Annotated in this window: 13 protein-coding genes and 1 tRNA gene; all 14 read right to left on the bottom strand. The window is 43.0% G+C overall.

Annotated elements, in window-relative coordinates; translation table 11 throughout:
• Position 1 precedes the first annotated feature (1 nt).
• Positions 2-2,380, bottom strand: coding sequence for a cellulase family glycosylhydrolase (locus G5B43_RS11800; RefSeq protein ID WP_165294951.1), 2,379 nt, complete (start codon positions 2,378-2,380; stop codon positions 2-4).
• Complete coding sequence (locus G5B43_RS11795) at positions 2,377-3,279, bottom strand: DUF5017 domain-containing protein (RefSeq protein ID WP_148908029.1); 903 nt, start codon at positions 3,277-3,279, stop codon at positions 2,377-2,379. The genes G5B43_RS11800 and G5B43_RS11795 overlap by 4 nt, the downstream gene beginning before the upstream one ends.
• Before the next feature lie 17 nt (positions 3,280-3,296).
• Entirely contained in the window at positions 3,297-4,895 is a 1,599-nt protein-coding gene (locus G5B43_RS11790) for a RagB/SusD family nutrient uptake outer membrane protein (RefSeq protein ID WP_165294950.1), read from the bottom strand.
• A gap of 8 nt (positions 4,896-4,903) precedes the next feature.
• Positions 4,904-8,068, bottom strand: coding sequence for a SusC/RagA family TonB-linked outer membrane protein (locus G5B43_RS11785; RefSeq protein WP_165294949.1), 3,165 nt, complete (start codon positions 8,066-8,068; stop codon positions 4,904-4,906).
• A gap of 60 nt (positions 8,069-8,128) precedes the next feature.
• Positions 8,129-9,553, bottom strand: coding sequence for a RagB/SusD family nutrient uptake outer membrane protein (locus G5B43_RS11780; protein WP_165294948.1), 1,425 nt, complete (start codon positions 9,551-9,553; stop codon positions 8,129-8,131).
• 18 nt (positions 9,554-9,571) lie between these two features.
• Positions 9,572-12,739 (bottom strand): SusC/RagA family TonB-linked outer membrane protein, encoded by a 3,168-nt coding sequence (locus tag G5B43_RS11775; RefSeq protein WP_165294947.1) that lies wholly within the window; start codon positions 12,737-12,739, stop codon positions 9,572-9,574.
• A gap of 301 nt (positions 12,740-13,040) precedes the next feature.
• Entirely contained in the window at positions 13,041-15,041 is a 2,001-nt protein-coding gene (locus G5B43_RS11770; RefSeq protein WP_165294946.1) for a putative porin, read from the bottom strand.
• 78 nt (positions 15,042-15,119) lie between these two features.
• Positions 15,120-15,194: transfer RNA gene (locus tag G5B43_RS11765), tRNA-Val, on the bottom strand.
• Between the two features lie 80 nt (positions 15,195-15,274).
• Positions 15,275-16,768 (bottom strand): sodium:solute symporter, encoded by a 1,494-nt coding sequence (locus G5B43_RS11760; RefSeq protein WP_165294945.1) that lies wholly within the window; start codon positions 16,766-16,768, stop codon positions 15,275-15,277.
• Between the two features lie 17 nt (positions 16,769-16,785).
• Positions 16,786-17,601, bottom strand: coding sequence for an N-acetylmuramic acid 6-phosphate etherase (murQ, locus tag G5B43_RS11755; protein ID WP_165294944.1), 816 nt, complete (start codon positions 17,599-17,601; stop codon positions 16,786-16,788).
• 104 nt (positions 17,602-17,705) lie between these two features.
• Positions 17,706-19,568, bottom strand: a complete 1,863-nt coding sequence (locus G5B43_RS11750; RefSeq protein WP_165294943.1) for a PQQ-binding-like beta-propeller repeat protein — start codon at positions 19,566-19,568, stop codon at positions 17,706-17,708.
• Positions 19,569-19,608: 40 nt separating this feature from the next.
• The gene (locus G5B43_RS11745) at positions 19,609-21,081 is read right to left on the bottom strand and encodes a glycoside hydrolase family 10 protein (protein ID WP_240904853.1); all 1,473 of its coding nucleotides are present in this window, start codon (positions 21,079-21,081) and stop codon (positions 19,609-19,611) included.
• A 72-nt stretch (positions 21,082-21,153) separates the two neighbouring features.
• On the bottom strand, positions 21,154-22,581 hold the full coding sequence (locus G5B43_RS11740; protein ID WP_165294942.1) for a DUF4623 domain-containing protein: 1,428 nt from the start codon (positions 22,579-22,581) through the stop codon (positions 21,154-21,156).
• Between the two features lie 31 nt (positions 22,582-22,612).
• The gene (locus G5B43_RS11735) at positions 22,613-24,430 is read right to left on the bottom strand and encodes a RagB/SusD family nutrient uptake outer membrane protein (RefSeq protein ID WP_165294941.1); all 1,818 of its coding nucleotides are present in this window, start codon (positions 24,428-24,430) and stop codon (positions 22,613-22,615) included.
• Positions 24,431-24,446: the final 16 nt, after the last annotated feature.

The raw sequence follows: 24,446 nt of genomic DNA, 5'->3' as shown, positions 1-24,446 counted from the left end.
ATCACTTCTCATTGACTTTCAAGTATTTTAAGAGTACTTTTAGCTGCGGACGATCTATCCCATCTCTTGGCTCTATCGCTAATTTGTACGTGTTCCACCAAGGTCCCGCAGCCCAGTATGTTCCATTCACGCCATTATCTTTGAGGTAGTTCAGCATATTATCAAGCGTCACCAACCAACGAGGATCATCATCGGGAACCCCGTATTCCCCGACAAAACCTTTTAAATTATTTTCTTTTAACCATTCTACAAACGGGCGTGCCCGAACAATACCTGTTTCTGGCGTTGTTCCTTCCTCGTCATAGGTGCCTTTATATGTTCCGGAAGCGTCTTTATCAAAATAGAGATGCCCTTCAAAAATCAGGTTAGTGGATGGATCTACCAAATCTTTCAGTTTGCCACTGGCTTGTTGCCAACGGTATGTCGAACTCCAACTATCGCCTCCTACCATAATCGGCGTATTCGTATCCATTTCCCGGATCTTAAAAATAGCCCGTTGTGCTATAGTAAACCAAGGTACCGAATCTAACATGCCATGGGGTTCGTTCATCAATCCGTATGCCCAGATATTTTCTTTCGTGCGAAATCGTTCGGCAAGTTTTCCCCAGACATCTGCGAAGTGTTTGATGGGCAGATTGGCTGAACCGATAATTTCCCGAGTACCATTTACAAATCGACGTCCATAATTATGCATATCCAAGATAACCCAGAGGTTTCTTTCCCGCGCGGCATCGACAAAAGCAGTCATTCTGGCAAGTTCCGCTTCATCCAAAGGGCCGTCCAACTCATGCTGTAGCCGCTCCCATAAAAATGGCAGGCGGAAAAGGGTTAATCCTTTTGATTTGAAGTAATCCAGTTCGGCAATGGTGGGATAGGTATAATCACGATTGTAAACGCCCGGTGTTTTCTGGTGCGCAAATTCAGCTCCCGCTAAGTTTACCCCAAAAGGAGCTTCATTACGATCCGGCATATTTAAGTCAGCCTTTACCAACCGAAAGCGGTGCGATTGCGGCTGATTAAACTGATATATTGTCTCCGGTAATGCTTTCGCCTGCTTTTCCAAATCCGTCTGGTGGGGTTTGTTTTTCAAATATGTCTCAAACAGGCTATGGAATGTTTCGTAGCGGGCATCTTTTGACACCTGTAAAAAAGAAAGGTATTCCGAAATAAATGTTTTAATCGGCTCAAGATCTCCACCCCATAGCTCTTTGGGAAGATAACTAAATTCTACAAATTTAATTTCTCTCAACTGCCGCTGTACATTACGATAAGCTACCGCTTCCTTCAAGACTTTTAATGCTTGTTGATACGGAGGTGTATTTTTTCTCTCCGCCAAGTTTATACCTTTCGCCAATTCCTCCTGTGTAAAATTGCTGATGAGGATATCATCAATCGTGAGCGCATACACGCCCTCCTCCAAATCTTTTACCTGTAGTAATTGTGTATTAAAATCGTCTGTAAAAGGGATAAGGGTCAATGCTTTTTCTGCTTCGGGAGGTACGGGAAAAGGCAGCCTTTCTTCCCGATAATCAAATGTCAGCTCGTCTTCCAGCATGTTTAAATTACTGACTGTACCATATTTAACATCCGTTATGCTACCTTTATCAATTGTAAGGGATGACACGTTATTGGGGGTATCCATCGCTTTAAGGAAAGTATAGGCCATCACAAAATGTCCCAGCGGGCCCGGATGAACCCTATCTTGACCGACGATGGTGGATTTAACATCCGTTTGTTGAAGATTAGCGTTAACTTCATTCATAATCGTCCAGTAGTCGATTACCAAGACCTTGTGTTTCTTTGCCAACTTATCGACGATTTTACCGCATCTTTCCAATGCATCATTTACGCCCACCAAGTTGACAGCAGTCAAATCTCCGGTTTGATCATAGATGCTCGGTTTCTGTAAGATTATATTCGTTTTTGTCCGTTTTAAACGCGTCAAAAACGAATCGTAATACGATTCAAAATCTTTCAACGCTCTCTCCTTCCGTTGCTGAATATCCGGCTCATTTTGTTTTTCCGGCGCGTACAAACCCCGATTGACATCGTTCATCCCCGCCATGACGATAGACCAGTCTGCTTTATGTGGCACGATATCGGCATCCATCCTACGCAGGAAACTATTGGCGTTGTCACCTTTAATCCCCAGATTGTAAAAAGTGACTTTCTTGTCTGGAAAACGGCTTGCATAATACAGCAGAATATAATGATGAAAATCGCCATTGTGGGTAATGCTGTTTCCGATAAACGCAATCTTATCTCCCGATTTGAATAGACTGTCCTCTTTCTTTTGTGCATAGACACTGCCGATAAGGGTTATCAACACCCATAAGAACATCATCTTAAAACCGTATTTTACATACACATGCTTCATCATTCAGGCACTATCGTAATTTCAAATTCCCGCACCACGGATTTGTAATCGTCGGCACTCGCATTCGAAGCCAAAAAAGCAACGTGATAGGTTCCCGGAGTCGTATATGTATAGGAATAATCCGAAAGAAGATTGGAACCTATATTTTGAATTGGAGTCCCTGTATCCGGCGGCACCTTTGTAAAATAGAGCGGCTTTGTAATCAGCCAATCTTCACTGGGATCCGCATTACGACCACCACCGATAATCACCACATCGGTTGCCCGGATGGTCCATACAGAAGCAGGGTTCAGCACATCAATGATGCTCCAACCGGCATTTACGCGGTCGGCCACTGGAATTTCTGAACCATCAGGAAGCTCCGTAACAGCCTGCAATTCGCGGACAATCCAATTTCCAGGTACGGTAATGGGATCTTTTTCGCCTACAAATTTGAACGCTATAAAAAAAGGCTTTTCGGTATCGACCCATGGCGACAAATCCAAGTAATCTGATTCGACAATTGTCGGATTTGTTGCGATATCAACCTGCGAAGTGACGTCTGTCCAGGTTGCCTGCGCAATTCCTTCCGCCGTAAGTTCTTCCAAATCATTACTCACCATTAATCGAAGCGATTCTAATTGATTCCCTCCCCCTCCATACTGCGTGATGACCTTGGCTTTAGGAATGCCGCCTTCCACCTGCGTACGTTCTCTGAACCTATAGTCGGCACCGGGCAAGCCGGAATAGAAAGTGATGTTATCGGGAGCTCCGAAAAATTCAAACCGAATAGTGTCTCCTACCTTATAGGTGGTCTTGCTCAACCTCACCTCAAAATCGGGCTGGTCTACTTGCAGATTCTTTTCACAGGATACCAAGCCAATAAAAAGAACCATGGACAGGATGTGATGTATATACTTCATAATTAAGTCTTAAAAAATTAATACCCTGGGTTTTGTGTCAACGCTTTATTTAAAGACATATCATACGTAGGAATAGGCAGCAACACGTTTCTGTCGGAGACATTTCGCGAACCGAGCACATGTCCCTCTACCCCCCCATTGGCCAATGCCCATGTGATGTATGCTTTCATATCTCCTACAAAATTTCCCCACCTGATCAAATCTGTGCGGCGCGATGCTTCGAAACAAAACTCCCTGGCTCGCTCATCTCTTATAGCCTGTCTAAACTCATCTTTTGATAGCCCAGATAAGTCGGCATTTACATTTGGGTTAGGCGGCTGAGGCAGTAGAAGCCCGTATGCGCGTCTTCTCACCTCGTTGATATAGGGATACGCATTAACCGGTCCGTTCAATTCATTTTCTGCTTCAGCAGCCATGAGCAAGATGTCTGCGTAACGTAAAATCGGAAAATTCTGAGGTGAGGTAGAAATATCTTTAGGTGACACTACCTCGTATTCGCGTCGCCATTTGCCCATGTTCCTTCTCCATCGATCGTTATTGGGTGTTTTTACGCCCGGCGTACCCACATAGGTATAAGGAGCCAAGTTCCAGTCACGTCTTAAATCATATGAATCTTTCAGCGGTACGGCTGTGCTATTAGGATCAAGCTCATACAGATCAAACAATTTACCGCTACCGTTGATCAAACCTCCACTACGGCCGAGCTCGGCATCCTGCGTCCGTATTCCCCCTCTCGCCCCTATATAGTAGGTATACTCTTGCATGGCACCCTGCGTATTTCCATAAAATTCAACTTCCCAAATACTCTCGCGTATATCGTATTCATCCTTTGCATATTTAATAAACACATCGGTATAATCGGGATTCAGGCTATGTAATCCTGAATTTTTTACTGCTAGTGCCCATCTTAGAGCATCAGCATACTTAGACTGATCCATCAACGGATACCCCGCCATCTTGAGATATACCCTCGCCAACACACCTTGTACAGCGGATCGCGATATCCTTCCGCCAAAATTTACAGTCTTCTCGGTAGTACCCCCCTCCACTTCATCCACCAATTGCTCGGCCTCCAGCATATCCGTCACAACCAAGTTATAAACTTCTTTCATAGGCGTTCTCGGTACATCCATTTCATTGATGGAGGGTTTGGCGCTTAAATACAAAGGAATATCACCGTAATTGCTTACTAACATGAAATAGTAATATGCCCGCAGAAACAAGGCCTGCCCCTTTATTCTGTTTTTAGAGTCCTCGTCCAAATCCGTACCGTCTACCACATCCAAGATAAGATTGGCGCGATATACACCTGTATACAAGGCTTTCCAAAAATCAGTCACGTTTGCTTCCGCCGGGCCGTATATATATACAGTAGCATTGGCAGACCCGGTATTGGTGTATTCGATATCGGTACTTACATTGAGCCAATAAGGCCACACATCGCCATAAAATGTCCTGTTTCCAAGGATGTCATACACGCCTGCTAGTGCCAGTTCGAAATCGTTGACCGTCTCATAGGACGGCGTCACAAAATCAGTGGGTTTTGTGTCAAGAAAATCGTTGCACGAAGATGTTCCTATCAACAGTGCAATTAAAATATAAGTGAATCTCATCATCTTTTACGTTAAAAAGTTGTGGTCAAACCAAAAGTTATCGTCCGGGCCAAAGGATATGCAGAGAAATCAAATCCGGGAGTCAACGCAGAATGCCGTACAGATACCTCTGGATTTGAACCTGAATAGGTTGTCCAAGTATGCAGATTTTGTGCCGAAGCATATAATCTAAGCGAGTTTACCTTCAAACGGCTTAACACATGATCTTGGAAAGTGTATCCCAAGGAGACCGTTTTGAGACGCAAGAATGAACCATCCTCTACCGTCCGGCTTGAGTAGTAGGTATCCCGTTGTCCACCGGTCCTAAAAAGTTCATTGCTTGGATTTTCAGGTGTCCATCGATTCTCATAACTCGCATATTGATTTAAAGAACGATGTCTCTTTGCATTTCCCTCGAAAATCAATCTATTCGCATTGAGAATATCATTTCCATAAGACCATTGAAAGAATATATTCAAGTCAAAACCCTTATAATCAAAACGGTTGGTAAAACCTCCCACGTGGATAGGCAATCCTCTTCCGATGACAGTAAAATCCATCTCGTTGACGACCAAATCACCATTTATATCTTTATATTTGATATCTCCAGGTTGAATATTCTCCCGTGGTTGACCATTTGTAGTAATATAATCCTTTAATACATAGTTTCCCAGCACTTGATCAAAGTCATGATATTGGTAGACGCCATCCCATACCAATCCGTACATCTGCGCTAAAGGGCCGTCTACAACAGAAATGTAAGGGAACACATTTCTAAAATCGGTATCAAATGCTACCGGGCTCAGTAACGCTGTTTGGTTTTCGTTGAGAGCGATAATTTTATTTTGGTTAAAACTGATATTGAAATTTGTACTCCACTTAAATCTGCCATTATCGATATTGGTTGTATTTAACGTCAGTTCCAATCCTTGATTGCGCAGCTCTCCAATGTTCTTGTAAGCCGTAGCCAAATTGGTGGCGCTGCTCGTCAAACCCGTGGCATATGGAAGTGTCGCGTCTAACAATAGATCTTTTGTATTTCTTCTATAGACATCTGCTACAAATTCAATTCGTCCTTCCCAAAAAGAGAGATCGAGACCGATATTGCTTTGAACGGTAGTTTCCCATGTTAGATCGGGATTACCATATTGCAGAAGCAATGCTCCACGTGTAGGAGCGGCATTATTAAAGGAATACCCTCCAAATCTAGGAACACTCAACTGGGTAATATACGGAAAATCTGATACCCGGTTATTCCCAGTAGCCCCATAACTCGTTCTTATTTTGGCATTATGCAAGAAAGAAACGTCTTTTAAAAAATCTTCTTCTGACACGGTCCAGGCAAATGCTGCTGACGGGAAAAAGGCCCAACGCTTACCCGGCGCAAATTTCGAGGAGCCGTCGTACCTAAAGGAAGAGGTTAATCTATATTTATTTTTATATCCATAGTTGAATCTTCCTAAAAACGACATCAAAGCCCATCTGGAAGATGATGAAAATCCAACATTCGTTCCCGCTTCATCCAAACCGTCTATCCCGAGTGATTCATTTAACACATTCAAACCCTGGAAACCGTAATCTCCACTATCGTATTGCTGCAAAGAAAAACCACCGACAGCACTGAGCGTATGTCCTTGTTTGAAGGACTTTTTGTAGGTAAGAATATTTTCATTCACCCAAGTCGTTCTCGGGCGAAACGCAATCGAGCCGTTTACGCCTTCGTTACGTCTTATGTTTCCGTTTGCCGTTAGGGAATTGAAAAACATATCTTGCCGAACCATCACATTGGTGTAAGCAGCCGAAGATCTGAAAACGAGATTTGGATGAAACGAATATTCACCGTATCCATTTAAAGTCAAGGTGTTCACAAAAGTTTCCCGAAGTTCATTTTGAGTAGACAAGATGGGGTTTACACGGAAGTCATTTTCGGGAGCCGTCGGATCAAACAGATCTTCCAGAAGCGATTCATTCAGACCTTTTACCGGCCGAAATCCCCACACCGAAGCAAGCAAGCTTAAACCACTATATGTAATGCGCATCGAAGGTTCTCCGACGATGATACCGTACGTTTTATTTGCGCTATAATTTGCGATCGTTCCGATCTTAAGTTTTTTACCCAATTGTTGGTCAAACTGAAATCGAAGCTGTTTTCTATCAAATCCCGAATTGGTGACCAATCCATTGTTTTTTAACAAATTTCCCGAAAGTGAATAGGTCGTACCTCCACTACCGCCCCGCACAGACAATTCATGGTTGTGCACAAATGCTTGTTTATAGATCTGATCCTGCAAATCTATACTAGGTTCGTCCCGATAACTTTCCAATGTACGCCCTGCCAAATAATAATCAGTCGTAAACTGAGGCTCGAGTTCATACTGATACTTTACGAATTCATAAGCCCCCATCAATTTAAGAGGTTTCGGGTTTTCGGCGAAACCACCGTATGCATTATAATTTACCACCGGTTTTCCAGCTACCCCTTTTTTCGTCGTGATCATAATCACACCGTTTGCACCTCGCGCTCCATATATTGCGGTTGCTGACGCATCTTTGAGTATTTCAATAGATTCAATATCTCCTGGGTTGATACTGTTACTATTGGCATCTTCTAAAGGGAATCCATCAACCACGTAAAGCGGTGCGGTGTTTTGCGTGATAGAACCTGAGCCACGTATGACGATGTTGGTATTTGATCCAGGTTGTCCGTCACTAGCCGTTACGGTTACACCTGCCACCCGACCGGCCAAGGCTTCATCAAAGGATTTAACAGGTGCCTGAGCGAGGTCTTTCATATTAACAGAGCCGACTGATCCCGTCACATCTCGTCGGGTCGTTTCTCCGTAACCGATGACCACCACATCATCCAGTGCGGTAGATTTGGTCGCTAGGATAATATTAAAAAAACGTTGCTTCCCTATCTTTATTTCGAGTCTATCATACCCCAATGAAGAAAATACTAAAACAGCCTCCTCGCTATCTACGGACAGGGAAAATAAGCCTGCTGCATCAGTTTTCGTAGCGGTAGTCTGATCTTTCACAGAAACACTTACTCCTGCCAATACTTCATTTTGTTGATTGACGACTTTTCCGGAAATCGGAATTGAACCTGACGTTTGCTGGGCATACGCCAAACTGTTGCACAACAGACCACAAAGCATCAGTTTGCAAATTATTAATGATATTATTTTCTTCATCATCTAGCTATATTTGGTGTAATAAATCTATTTATAATCTCATAGGTTAATGTCTTATACAAGTTAGTAGCCTTCATTTTGTCCTAATTCTGGATTGATATCAATCTCTCTACGTGGAATAGGAAATATCAATTCATGGTTTTGCACGGTAAAATTTAAGCCCTTGCCCACAAAAAATGCATTCATGGTTTCCTGGGTTTTTCCTGTCCGCAACAAATCGAACCAACGATGCCCCTCATACGCCAGTTCCAGTCTTCTTTCTTTCGCTATGGATTCACGCATATCTTCTTTATTACTGATTTCCACCCCTTCCAGATCTGCGCGGGAACGGACCATATTGAGATAAGCCTGTGCTCCATTTACATCATCATCTTCATTCAATGCTTCAGCATACATGAGGAGGACATCGGCATAGCGTAAAACGGTAAAATTAACGGAACCATCTCTCGGGTTTTCTGCATTTAGATCCACAAACTTCAACCCGTGTCGGCTGTACTCTTTCACCCCATTGGGTCTAATCGTATCGCCTACGGAAGCTTTTTTCCTAGCATCGCCTTCCTCGTAAGCGTCCATCAGATCAAGCGACGGTGTAATTCGTCCAGAACCTTGCTGATTATTCGCCAATAGTCCCGTTGAAGCTGGGGTGAATAATACCGAGTACTCGTTCCCTTGGTTAAAACCAGAGATAAATTTTAATTCGAAGAGGGACTCCTTGGTATTACCATTTCCAGGACTAAAAAGAGTTTTGTAATCCGGTTCTAAACTATATACGTTTCTTTCAATTAAACTCCCCAACGTATGTATTGCCTCCGTATACTGGTGACGTGTTAAATAGACTTTGCCTAACAATCCTTGTATGGCGCCCAAAGAAACCCTTCCTTTATCTTCTTGGGAATCATCAACTGCTAATTCTTCGGCCTCTTTCAAATCTTTGATGATCTCAGTATATACTTCTTCCAGAGACTTCAAGGACAAGTCGGCATTGGCTATATCTTCTGGACTCCGAAATTCTCCGTGTGTGATAGGAGATCGTCCAAAAATTTGAACCATCAAAAAATAGCTGTATGCACGGATAAATTTTGTTTCGCTCGCAATTCTTGCTTTGCTTTCCATACTTAAATCAGACTGCTCTAGCCGTACAAGTAGGATGTTTGCTCGCGCGATCGTAAATAAAACCTTCGTCCAAAACCCTTGAACAATCGTATTGGACGGTGTTATATTCATCTCGTCAAACTCCATTTCGGCAACGGAAGAGGAAGATATAGATACCTCAGCATTATCCGAAGTCAATTCGGCAAGATAGAAAATCTCATGCGTATATATCTCCCTAAAAGATGCATATACGCCGACCAGCGCATTTTCAAAATCAGCTTCCGTTTTATAGAAATTATTTTCATTGATTTGATGTTCGGGTGAAAGCGCTAGAAAATTGTTGCAGGAGCTCAAAAAAAGCACAGACAATGCAACACAAACAATATATTTTTTCATTTCAGTAAGATTATTGGGTTAACGGATATTCATTCTAATGCCTAATGTAAAGGTTCGAGGTAATGGATATGAAAAATAATCTATACCACTCGCAGCAATATTATCTCCCGTCGAACTACCTTCAGGATCATAACCGGGGTAATCCGTAAATGTATACACATTTGAGACATCAGCAAACATATCGATCGCGGGCAATTTGGAACGGAATATATTGGACGGCAACTTATATGCTAAATTGACATTCCGGATACGGACAAATGAGGCTTCGAACAGATATCTGGAATTAATACCAATCCCTCTAGCATAATCATTCCGTATCGCTCTCGGCACAAATCCATTACCAGGATTTTCTTCCGACCTCCAGCGATCATTGACCAACGCCAGTTGATTTTGAACACCTGCTGAATTCATAATAATCTCTGCGCCTTGAAAATACATTTTCTGACCATACGATCCCGTTAAGCTCACACCCAAAGAAAGGCTTTTATAGGTAAACTGATTATTGAATCCAAAAGTATATTTTGGCCACGGCGTGCCAACGAAGGTTTTATCATCGTCTGTAATCCGTCCATCACCGTTAGCATCATTAAATTTAAGATCGCCCGGTTGCGTGTTCGGATGCTGCAAAGGGCTAGCATGCACTTCATCCCAGTCTTTGAATACGCCTGTCGCTTCCAACAAAAAGAAACTTGAAATGGGCTGACCTACCTGTGTAGCTTGGTAGGCCGAACTTAATATCCTAGCAGATGAAGTATTTAAGGCCAGAACCTTATTTCTATTGAAACTTACATTAAAATCGGTATTCCACTGAAAAGATCCGCTCGCTATGTTCCGTGTATTTAATGCAATCTCCAAACCTTTATTTTCAAGCTCACCGATATTTTGCGTCACGGAACCAAACCCAGTAGCTGCGGGCAGTAACGTATTTAACAACAAATCCTTTTTCATATTGCGGTACGCATCCACTGTTAAGACTATACGATGATTAAATAGCGCCAGGTCGAGCCCAAAGTTGGTCTGTAAAGATCGCTCCCACGTTAGGTTTTCATTGGCGAGGGTTTGCGGTGTCACACCAAGCAATGGTTGCCCATTACCGACATAAGGAACAATACCTAACAGCCCGATATGGGCATAATTTCCTATTAAATTATTACCCGACGCGCCGTAACTCGCCCGCAGCTTCAGATCATCTATAAACGACAACGATTTCATAAACTCTTCATCTGATAACCTGTATCCTAAAGACGCGGAAGGGAAGGTACCCCAACGATTGTTAATCCCGAATCTCGAACTTCCATCCCGGCGTACAGTACCCGTTAATAACCATTTCCCCATAAAACTGTAGTTAGCCCGGGCTAGCCACGACAACATCGCCCATTCTGTGATATAATTCGTTCCAGCATTCACATTTCCACCGGCTAAATAAGGAATCAAATCCGTCGGAAAATCCATCGCCCCAGCCTGTAGCATATTTAAGCTTTCTTTCTGCGCTGTAAACCCTACAACGGCATCTATTTTATGATCCTCTCCAAAGTTCGTCGTATAGTTCACCGTATTTTCATTTAACCAATTTAATAAAGCACTGTTGTGGGCACCTGCAGTTGCCGGGCTCGTTTTAGCACCCCACTCACCAATCTGCGATGATTTCCAGAGGCGGGTCGACCCAGTCACATAATTCACCCCTATGGACGTTTTTATCGACAATCCGTCTAAAAGATTATACTGAAGATAATTATTGGTGAAAATATTCGCGGAATTCCGCTTATCACTGAATTCATCAAGGATTAAATAGGGATTCTCGACCGGTACACCTAATGGATCCAATAATTCTGAACTATAGGAACCATCGGCTTGGTAAATAGGCATCGCAGGCGAATTTGCCAGAGCAGCAGCAATTAACCCTCTTGTCCCCAAATGCCCTTCGGCACGTGCAAAATTCCCATGCGTATAGGAACCCGCCAAGGATACACCAAGAGACAACCGATTAGATAACCTAATATCTATATTGGAACGCATATTATATTTATTGAAATCGGACTTTTTGATTATCCCTTGTTGATTATAATAGCCTAAAGAAACCATATAATCTACCGACTCACCTCCGCCCGTCGTCGAAAGTTGATAATTCTGCAGTGGGGCCGTTCTAAAAATCTGATCCTGCCAATCTATATTCGTCGTTAATGATTCGGGATTACGAAACTCCGGGCGTACCCGCGTCCCCCCCGTTCTTACATCATTCGGATCTGACGCATTCCCTCCCGCATAAACCCACGCGTTGTCTCGTCCCTCCGCATGAAATTCTGCAAACTCCTGCGCATTCATCATTTTCAACTTATTGGCCACGTTTTGAAAACCTCCCGCCGCTTCTAAATGAACGGTAGGGCTTCCTCTTTTTCCCTTTTTCGTGGTAACGATAATCACACCGTTGGCTCCTCTCGATCCGTAAATAGCAGTCGCAGACGCATCCTTTAAAATTTCAATGGACGCAATATCAGAAGGATTGATACTACTCAACGGATTAATTTTAGAGGCGGTGTTATTGGCCATTCCTTCTGATGAATAGGAATTTCCATTAAAACTAGACACATCCGACCCACTTCCACCGGCACCAATGGCATAACCGTCAATTACATATAAAGGCTGGTTACCACCCGTAATCGAATTAATCCCCCGAATAACGATATTTACATTCCCTCCTGGAGCCCCTGTCGTCTGGGTAATTTGCGCTCCGGCTACTTTTCCCTGCATCATTTGATCGAAACTAGCCGCAGGTCCCGGTTGTAGGTCTTGTGGAGATAAACTAGTTACCGAGCCTGTTATGTCTCTTTTTCGCTGTGTACCATAGCCCACAACAACTACAGAATCCAGACTCTCGGTAGATCTAATTAACTTTACATCGTAAGCACTTTCTTTTCCAACAACAATTTCAACAGGGTCGTAACCCAAGAAATTAAACCGTAACAAATCGCCCGTCTTTGCTTCTATCGAATATTCTCCCAAATTATTCGTACTCGCTGCCTGGCCACCGCCCGCAACTTTAATGGTTACACCCTGCAAAGGAGTTAACATATCGGCATCTACCACTTTCCCTGTAATTGTCTGCAACTGTGCTTTCGCAGCAAAACTAGAAAGAACACATATTAAGAGGCATCCAAACAGCGATTTGACAAAATATTTTTTTTCCATAACAATTTTATAACATGAATAGGTTTACGCACTATCTAGATTAAAATTATATTTTAAGCTATCTTTTAAAGTTTCTGAAAGTTTATAATTATATAGTAACAAGGCGTTAATAACACAACAACTTAACGCACTATGTTAACTTAGAACAAACATATACTTTTTTTTTAGAAAACAAAAATTTTTTAAAAAATATAATTTTAGATCGTAGGAAACGAGTTAAATATGACAAACATATACTTTTCCCTAACGCGTTATCAAGAAATTGAAAAAGAAAACTTAATAAGAGGAAATAGAAGGGGGGCTAATCATAAAACTTCCAGGATACCCCGAACCGCAGGTTCGCGTCCTGCATAGGATAGCGTCGTACGGTATAATATCCTTTGGGATACACGAATTGGTTCGCGAAGTTATAGGAGATAAATAAATTCACGCGGTCTATATTACCGGTAAACCAAAAATCCACGATCGGGTAGGTGGAATATTCTATCCCGACGTTGTCGTTGTAAAATTGCCCTACGTTGATGGCATAGGACGGGGAGCGGAACGGTGTATTGAAGCGCACATCGGTTCCCAATCGAAAATCCATCACGTTATATAATTTATTGGCATAATAGAAGCTATGCCAAGTGTACAACTCTGGGATGGCCAATATATTTTGAGCGTCCGTTTTCTGATATACACCCATATTATCAAAATGGAAGCGCCCTAGCCGAAACTTCTGGCTGATTGACACTTTCAACAGATTCATACTTCCAGATTGATCTGGGGTTATCTGTCTAAGATACAGTTCGTCATTATCGGGGTTATCGACCTCGCGAAAATAAAGGTACTTATCCATTAAGAAGTACTCCGCCTTACCTGAAAACCCAAGTTTGTTGTTCGTATAAGCAAAGGAGAGGTTTTGTGTCTTGGTTTTTTCCCAACTATGATCCCATTGATGATATGTGTAGTTCATCAGATCGAAGACCATTTCTGGTGATTTATTTTGCGAGTAGGCTCCTAGCCGTACACTGCCCACATTTTCGCTCAGCAAAATATCAGCGTTCGCTTCATACAGAAAGTCTCCCGCGTGACGCCCTACAACAATCTGGTTTACATTCCCCTGCAATTGAACACGGTCGCTAAATTGATAACCTAACGTCCCCTTTAGCATACTGTTTTGGAAAAATTCGTTCGTCAGACTATCCTTATACCAGATCAAATCGTTCTGAAAGCCCAGATCGAGCTTTGCCTCATTTTTAAACACGCCCTTACCGCGCAAATAGAAGCTATAGGTGAACTCGTTGGTAATATTCGTAACGACCGTGGTGTCTTCTACGCGGGTAAAATCGCCATAAGGGAATGCCCCTTCTGGATCCGCTTCATTTTTGAAAAAAGTGAACGTTCGTTGACGCAGCGAAGAATTATGCGCGACCGTATTCGTAGGGCGCACCTCCATCTCCGGCGTTCCGCGATTTACGGTATCTAATCTTCCTAGATAGTAGGACTGCCGTAAAAAGACACCATTGTCCTTCCATTTATGATGAGGCCGGTTTGCCTGCTGTCCTCGCAACCTAACGGGATATCCCATGTTCGACATATCGGAAGTGTCTTTAAAGACATCCTGCATGTACACGTTCCGATCCACAACGGAGCCATTTTCCGGGGAGTTCAGGTTATTGAACGTGGCATTCATCAACAGGTTATAGCGTAAGCTTTTTGATTCGTACCAAGTAAAGACAGCTGCCTTTCGATCATTATAAGCTTGATTGACATAGTATCCATCTGTATTTGTTGCGTAGTATTCCGCACCGATATTCCATTGCGGATTAATATTTTGAGCCAACCGTGCCCGAAAAACCTGATCGTTGAAAAAGAATCCCACGGCATATAATTCAGAATAACGTGCCCTGGCCCGAAAATATTGAATAGAATCCGGTTGCAACAGATATCTTTCTAAGGCATGGAACCCCGGTTGAAATCCAATCGTCTTATTCGGATTGAACAAAAGATCTCGGGAAGCCAACCCATAAGAACCTAAGTTTATCGTCGGATTCCACGGCAGGTTTTGCTTATTGTAATATTGAAAATTGATGTGCGTCGTATCGATCTGTACGGTGCGTGTACTCTGCTTCAGCATAGCTAAGGTTGCATAGCGTACATATCTCGCGGTAAAGACGACAGAGTCTGTTTTATTGTCTTCTTTGGCTCGAGCTGAATCCAACGCACTGCTAAATTCCTCCTCTACCTGCGCAGAAACATACGACGCACCTACGAAGATAAAAACACAAAAAAGTAGGAGTTGCCTCAAGTACCTATCCATCAATGCCAGTTTGCTCTGGATTAAAAATAAAAAATAAACCGCAAAAACAAAAAAGAGACTTTAACAGTCTCTTTTTTGTGGGAAATACTGGGTTCGAACCAGTGACCCCTACCTTGTCGAGGTAGTGCTCTAAACCAGCTGAGCTAATTTCCCATTATCGACATACCGTTCGAGCGGCTCAAATATACCAATGTAAAGTGAAAAAGAAAAGGCTAAACAAAAAATATAACAAACTATATTTGAATAGTACGCCTCTCTCGTGGAAGCTTTCCTGGCGAAGTGACCCACAACAAGAGGAATGTCGTCAATCCATTATAAACAATCAACTCAAAACCAATACGATAGCTGGTATTCGGCATGATATAGTAGGTATTTACCAGATACCATATAATCGGCGACAGGATACAGAAGTAAGGCACCAAATTATCGTTTGCTCTATTTCGGGTTAGGATACCGAAGGCGAATAAACCTAACAAGGGCCCGTAAGTATAACTGGCTGCCGTAAAGATGGCCGTCACGACGGAATCATCGTTCAGCAGTCGGAAGACCAAGATAACCAGTAGCATCACGATACTAAATGCAAAGTGCACGATATTTCTCTTCCTAACCAGTGCTTTTGCATTCGGATCCTTTGCCTTGTTAAAACCTAAAAAGTCTACACAATACGATGTGGTCAATGCGGTAAGCGCAGAGTCAGTCGTCGCGAAGGTTGCCGCAGTCAGTCCCATCATAAAGATGACCCCCGCTGCGATAGACAGGTGGTTCAGCGCTATCTCCGGATAGAGATAGTCCGGTGTACGAAGCATGCTGATATCAATTCCTTTTTCCGCCACATAAATATAGAGCAAGGCGCCCACGGCCAAGAAGAATAAGTTGATCACAACAAATATCCCTGTAAAAGTAAGCATGTTTTTCTGTGCTTCGCCGATTGTTTTCATGCTTAGGTTTTTCTGCATGAGATCCTGATCAAGTCCGGTCATAGCAATCGTTACAAATGCTCCACCGATAATGTGCTTCCAGAAATGGTTTCGATCCCCCAATAAATCTTCCCACACGACGATCTGCGAATACGAACTTTCTTTTACCCGCTCAAATGCATCTAAAACAGAGATACCTAACCCATCGGCCATAAAATAAATCGATAGGATTACCGCCAATAGCAGACAGAATGTCTGGAGCATATCGGTGATAATAATTGTTTTGAGGCCGCCTTTGTTTGTATATAACCATATCAGTATCAGGCAGCCCGCGACCGTCATCCCGAAGGGTACATTCCAGGCATCAAAGACGAACTTCTGCAAGATGATGGCCACCAGATATAATCGAAAAGCTGATCCAATTGTCCTGGAAACCAAGAAAATCATGGCCCCAGTTTTATAGCTTTTATGCCCCAATCTTTCTTCTAAATAGGTGTAGATGGAAGTGAGGTTCATCCGATAATAAAGGGGTAACAAAACGTAGGCAATAACCAAAAAACCCAACGCATTGCCCAGAACAAACTGAAAATAGCTAAAGTTAGAAACACCTACCGCTCCTGGGACGGAAATGAAGGTAACCCCCGATAATGCCGTCCCAATCATTCCAAAGGCGACCATATACCACTTGGAATTTCTATTTGCCACAAAAAACGTCGCGTTATCTGCCGTCTTACGGGATGTGAAATAAGATACGCTCAGTAGTATACCGAAGTATACAAATAAAAATGTCAATAGTGTAATTGGCGACATATGGGAGTGTTAAGATTTTAAGATTTGATGGATTGATAACTTTCTATAGCCTTGCGCACGTTGCCATAACGTTCCAACAGCGTCGAGGCGGCATCTTGGTCGAGGCCGGTTTCTTCCATAACCATCCGTACTCCCCTAGCGACTAATTTTATATTCGACAGCTGCATATCAACCATTTTATTTCCTTTTACCCGTCCTAGTTGAATCATGACGGAAGTACTCAGCATATTGAGCACCAGTTTTTGTGCTGTGCCTGATTTCAGACGGGTGGAACCCGTGACAAACTCTGGGCCGACAATAACTTCCACGGGGTATTGTGCTTCCTCCGCGATGGGCGAGTTACTGTTGCAAACTATGCACCCCGTCACCAGTCCCTCAGCGTTTGCTCGTCTCAACCCACCGATAACATAAGGTGTTGTGCCGGAGGCGGCAATACCTATTATCACATCATTCTTGTCAATATCATACTCTTCCATATCTTTCCAAGCCTGTTCCATATCATCTTCAGCAAACTCCACAGCTTTACGAATGGCCGTATCTCCACCGGCTATCAACCCGATTACCCAATCGAACGGAACCCCGAAAGTTGGCGGACACTCCGAAGCATCTAAAATTCCTAAACGGCCGCTAGTTCCTGCGCCTATATAAAATAAGCGTCCTCCTATTTTCATCTTCTCGACCGTAACTTTTACCAATGCTTCCAGTTGAGGAATCGCTTTCTCTACAGCTAACGGCACGGTTCTATCTTCTTTATTCATGTTAGTCAATAGCTCGTTGACCGACATTTTGTCCAAGTCTTGGTAGTTCGACTCCTTTTCCGTAACTCTTACCATTTAAATTATTCTATTACTTCCAACACAAAAATGCAAATTTTAATCCAAAACATGCATAAACATGCATAAATACTTTAAAAATATCCCATTTTGTCTATGTTTTTTTATCTCTTGTTGAGGTAAAGTTTTAATGTCATACCATCCATCGTCGAGATAATGAGATGGTTAGATCCCAAAACAAAGATAGGATTTATCATCGCATTTGAACATTTATACTGCCATAAAACTTCACCAGTCTTCACGTCAATTCCGGAAAGAAGTCCCGAATGGCTTGGCACAAATACTTGTTTACCGTTGGTCGCGATGGCAGAGGGCGTTAGCTCGTAAGGCAACTGTAACGTTGAACGCCAGGCAACATCCATATTATCCGCAGTCGTGGATATACCAAGCAGGTTTCCATCCATCGTTTTTACATATACATAACGCCCATCTTCTGAAAGCCCCATCGACTCACGAACACGAATAGTATCTATTTTTTCCCGCCAAATTACCTCTCCTGTCACAGCATTCAAACAGGTCATATAACGATCTGGTGCAACGATAAAAACACGGCCATTCGTTGCTACCGGATAGCACGCTGCAGCCGAGAACATGCGGTTTTTATGTCCATTATCCCAAGACCATTGTAACATACCAGTCTTTTTGGACAACGCATAGAACCCGTTCCCCCAATCGCCAAATAACACGTTATCCTGATACAACGTCGGTTTACCAGAAACATATCCTCGAAGTTTATCGAAAGTCCATTTGACCTTTCCTTTTTTTATATCTATTGCAAGGAATGACCCATCTGAACCACCTACAAAAGCCACGCCCCTTTCAACTACCGCACTGCCCAGCACCGCCTTATCCGTTTTTATCTGCCATTTCAAGTGCCCGTCTTTTGCATTCAGACCATATATCGTTCCATCTGAAGAACCAACAACCACCGTATTCTTCCAAACCGCGGGCGTAGCATACACTTTACCTCCCGTTTGATAAGACCACACTCTCTTTCCTGTGTTTACATCGAGTGCAAAAACTTGTCCGGCAGTATTGCCTGTTAAGATCAAATTTCCATAGCTCGCCAGTCCCGCTCCCAAATCAGCATCATCTTGGAACCGCCACACCTCTTGTACACGATCAACATACTTATCATTTACAGAAAAATCCGGCCTTTTATAAGAAACGTTACCTGAATCGAAGTGGTGATTTTTCAAGGGTACTTTTGTCCAACTTGCCTCGGTTTTCCATAATGGTCTACGCACCGTATAGGTTGCCGTCCCATTTTCGATGGAAATAATATTGTAACCACCGACGGAATCCTTTGCACGCAAATTGGAACGCCCCATAACGCCCGGTATGCCTTCCCAATCATACACGTTGTTGTTATGCCCATGCCCACACATCGCCAGCTGGACGTTTCTTTGTTTCAAACGGTCGATCGCCTCATACCAGTTATTCAAGGAGGAATCTAATGGATAATGATTGATAAATACCAACGGGGTCTCGGTATCCGGATTCGCCTTAAACACGGAGTCCATCCATACTAAATTTTCTCGCGGTATTTGCCCTGGACTCATGCGCATATTTGGTCCTGATGTCGTTCCCATAAACAGATAGCCTTTATGGCGGAAGAAGAACGTCTCATCGCCAAATACTTTTCGGAATGAGTTGGCTCCACTTTCTGACCAATTACTGTCGTGGTTGCCGGGTAATACGTATAAAGGCAGGGAAAGGCTATCTAAAATCTGCTTTGCCAAGGCAAATTCATCATCCGATCCAAATTCGGTTACGTCTCCCGATAGGATAACAAAATCGATATCACTTTGCTGGTTAAGATCCCGAACGGTGCGCCTTAAATCCTCGGCACCAGTTGCGCCACCCACGTGGGTATCGGTTACCTGCGCGAACTTGAAGGGTTGTTGGCCGTAAACAAGGGCAACAAAGCATATTATGTTGATTAAACAAAATAGGAACTTTTTCAAATTGTCATGCTTTTCACCTACCAATATAGGTATTCTTTCCTCAATTCTTTTCGACCAGATCAGACGGTTTCGATTCTTGATGGTCGCTACCTAATGTTGCGACCGAATAACCGCCCTTCTTATCGACTGGTATTGTATGCTCTTCGGTAATGGCTAGTACTTCTCCTTTTCTATCGGCTCCTGAAGCAGCTACCGGAAAATAATAGACAACAGATTTTACATTCCCAGATGTGCTCCATTTCAACTGATTTCCTTCTATACGTACAGTAGCTGCTGGTGTGGGTGCTGCACTATTCGAGCGACCAAGAAATGGCATTACACCCGGTTTTTCGTATAACGTGCTTAATTTATCGGTAATACCAATTTTATTATCTAACACATATTTCGCGCTGTACATCGCACTCCCGACCACCTTACGATTCTTCTTCGCCATATTAATCTGCTTTTCCAGCTCGGCCGTCGATTGGAAGGCCTCAGGTTGTGCAGAATCACCAAACTTATAGAATCCATGGCCGATTACGACAGGAACGTCATAAGCAAATTGCGTCCATATACCTAAGTTGGTCTGGAAATCATTATAGCTATTTCCAATCTCTTGATAAAGTTGGGGTATTAACAGATCTAACCATCCTTGTTGGCACCATTTCGCAACATCGGCATACAGAGTATTGTAATTGTAATCTTTATTTGCCGCCGGGGATATGGAAAATACCACTCCTGGTTTTGTAGCTACAATGGCATTATGGATACCTTCTATCGCCTTGTCTACATTTGCACGACGCCACGCCTGAATCGTACTGAAACCCGATCCGTAAGTTTCGTAATCAGCTTGATCAGAAATCATGACACCCGCAGAAGATGGATCAGGGTAGAAATAATCATCCAAATGCACACCGTCTACATCGTACTTACTGATCAGTTCTTTCACAATATCCGCTATGCGTTTTCTTACTTCTTCCCTCGCGGGATTGTAAATCTGAATTTTTTCGTGACTCACCACCCAACTTGGGTCGATAGAGCTATGTAACGGTGGATAAGCCGTACCATTATTCGCCCTTGTAGCAATCCGGTAGGGATTCATCCAAGCATGGAATTCGATTCCTCGCGCATGCGCTTCTTCAATCAAGAATTCTAAAATATCGTAGCCTGGATCTTTTCCTCTTGTACCTGTAATCGAGGTTGCCCAAGGTTCGTAGTCGGAACCATAATAAGCATCTCCCATCGCTCTCACTTGAAAGAATATCGTATTGATATTCATTTCCTTAAATTTATCCAAGTAGGCGAGATACTTTTGTCGCTGCCCCGCGACTGTATAGTCACCCATCGGCCAATCCAGCCCCCAGGCGGTGGTCAGCCATACGGCGCGCATTTCTTTAACGGGAAAAACCAGTCCATTTGGATCCGGGCCCGGTGGTTCGGGTTCAGGCGTATCTCCGGGTGAGTCTTTGGAACAGCTGTAGATAGAGAATATCAAGGATAATCCCAACATTAATTTTGTGATATGCTTTATCATTCGACCAATCTTTTAAATTTATTTTTTCTAATAATCCATCCAGGAGTCACTCTAACTCCCGGATGGATCAGCTTAATCTTCTTCTATATTTACCGGGAACTCAATGATGGCAAAGCCCCCATCTGTCACCGCTCCATAAAGCATGAGCTTCTCATCGTTTCCTTCTCCATCTTTCACAATGTGAAAACCGGTTTGCGATGCCGGAGCAATATTCGTTACACCATTGATTAAGTATTGATATACCGGCTCTTTATTGGTACGTTGGGAAAAACTAGTCAACGCAGCAACAATATCCCGACCGACCGTAATATTATATACTTGCAACATGCCCACTTGGTCGCCCGTGCGCGGCACAGTTACGACTAACAAGTAACGTTCTCCGTTGAAATCAATAACTCGAGCATCAGTAGCATTTGTAGGTAGCGCCGCTGCCGGCATGGTGTAAGAAACTGATCCTGAAGAATTAACAACTGCAATTGGCTTATCTAGCCCCGTTACGAGACTAAACTCGCTATTTGCTGCTTGTAAATACGACGACCATTGCCCATACGCCACAGCTGTATTGATTACTCGTTGATCGACAACATCTGTATAATTTTGAATCTGTATACGAATAACCTCCGTTCCCATACTAATCCAGTAAGCGTAGCCATTGCCCTGGTCATCCAAACTAATCGAGAAATTATCACCATGTCTTGCACCCGCCCCGGACAGGTTGGACGGGAGAATATTTGCAATCACTTCCGGTTCCTGAGATGGATTTGTCCAATGATATAATCTAACTGGTTGAGCCGCGCTCGTCGAAAGGTTAACTACATACGTATGACCATTGACCTGCGCCCCCATATTCCAAAGAAAAGTTCCCGCATTCATACCGGCGGTATTAACAGGTATCCGGTTAATCGTATTGTTTTTAAGGTCGTCTACATCCAATAAGTGCACACCTGTACCTCCCCGACTGACAATCAAAACATGTTCTCCATCAAAACCTGTACCTCGTGTCACCATTCCCGTAAACGCCTCATACGTGGGATTCCCCATTTCATTTGCGGAGTAATCATACACCGCTGGTTTGGTAAAATCAGCTCCATAAACTGGAACTTTCAATCTTAACGTTGCTAAATATTCTCGGAAACGAGGCTCATGCACCACTTTCAAGACGATAGTGGTTTCCGACTCTCCTTCTTCAAACTTCACGTCAAATATTTCTTTTTCTAATCTCGCACCATCGGACACCTCAACTTCAAATGTTAAGTTTTCAAAGTTGGTTAAGGTATCAATTCTCGGAAACGAAACCCGCTTTGTTTCTTCATCTACCATTCCCTCTACTACTACATCTCCATTTTCACCCGTATTTATTATCCTGACCGATTCTAAAACGGTATAGTTGGCAGACGAGTCTATTGCTCCCGGCAAATCATCTTCGCAAGCAGTCATTCCAAGTAGGCATACGAAAAGTATTAATAAGCCCCCTTTAGACCATATATCTGTTCTTTTCATGATAAATTCATTTTTTGCATATAAAAACATATTAGTTCTCCGGCCATCCCTCTGTCTGCTCTAACACATAACCGCGTATGGCGTATTCATCAATCTGCTGTCGCCCAATAGGAGTTAAATACGGATTGATATTTGGCTGATTCAGAAATGGTAAACGCGGACCATTGCTTGTTCTTCTATAAAACCCGATCATTTCATCCCCATTAGCACCATTATAAATTATTTCATTACCATCTAAATCCACCACGGCCAACAGATCGATATTACCTCCACTTAGCTGAGTAGGAAGTTGTTGGGGAAAATTCACCCATCCTCCAGAAAGCAAATCGCTATTCAAGTCGTTATCCATATACTCAACTTTACCCCATCTTCTCAAATCCAATAATCTTGATGTCTCAAAAGCAAATTCCATTCGACGCTCCCTTCTGATTTCCCACAACAATGGCGAAACATCCTGATCCCGATCTGGATCAGATGAAATAGCAGCAAGCTGCAAATGAGCCGTTTTCTGCACACCTTTGGCTTCCGCTTCGGGAGCTAATGGTCTATCGCGGATTTTATTTATTGACCGATCGATTTCATCTTGTGTGACGGGCGCACCACCAATCTCAGCCAATTCCACTTTTGCTTCAATCCAATTTAACAACACTTCGGCATAACGTAATACGGGCGCGTCCGTTTCGTTTCTACTGCCTGTAAATTCGGCCGGCATAGCCCCCCCATCTTCTTTCACTAGCTTTTCTACCTCTCTTGGCAAAAACTTCGTAATGTAATATAAGCTCCCTCTATTTAAGGGTTCAGGCTTAGAATAAAAAGTGGCTTCAAATCGGGAGTCACGTGTTTTAATCAAATTATCTAAATGAAATTCATCCGCACCATTCAAACCTGATTCCTGCCAAGGTCTACCATCCGCACATAAATAGGCTTTAATCAGATCCGTAGAGGGTCCATTATTCGTCGATTCTGCTAAATTTCCGTAAGAAGCAATAGAATGCGTGATACCTACTGCGGCGTCGTAATTACGATATAACACCATGTCTTGGTTACCTCGAAGCTCATCCGAGGCAAAGAGAGATTTATAGTCGGTCACGATATTGTACCGTCCACTGGACATGACCATTTGTGCTGCTTCCACAGCCAACTCTAGAAACTTCTTAGCCTGCTCATTATTATTATAATAATACTTTTGCCATGTACCTTCATACAAAGCCAATCTGGATACAAAACCAGCCACCACATAACGATCAACTGTGAGCGCTCTATCACCATCCGTTAATCTAACGTTGTCTAATGCATAGCGCCAATCATCGTAAACAGCATTCATAACTTCGTTTCGCGGGGTCCTAGGTTTATACAGATCATCCGGGTCTGTATCAGATACGACATGATCGTAGTAAGGCACATCTCCATAAGATCTGACAAGGTCAGCGTATTCAAAGCCACGGAAGAATCGACCTATCCCTATCCAATGTGCTTTATCTTCCTCTTCCAGCACACCTCCCATACGGGTTTCAATACGGTCTAACATGAGATTTAACGAACGAATAGTCGTGTAGCTCCATATCCCGCTGTTTGGAACCGCCCGTGTAAAATTTGGCTGGTTGCCCTGTATAACCATGTCGTCACTATTCGTATAGCCTACTAGCGGAGCACCACCTGTACTTGTTCCGGTATTATACCCAGTAAAAAAACTGGTATAGTATTTATTGGCATATAAGCGTAGTTTTTCTTCAGAATCCCAAGCTGTATCATCGTTTTCTGAAGTCAGCGGCGGTCTATCTAAGAATTTATCACACGCGGAAAACGCCAGAACCCCGACGACTAATAATATTTTAGTTACAATTTTCATTTCTTTTCCCTTTTAA

This window comes from Sphingobacterium sp. SGR-19 (assembly GCF_011043555.1).
Lineage (GTDB): Bacteria > Bacteroidota > Bacteroidia > Sphingobacteriales > Sphingobacteriaceae > Sphingobacterium.
Note: the sequence above shows the minus strand (reverse complement) of the source record. Positions and strands in the feature narration are given on the sequence as shown.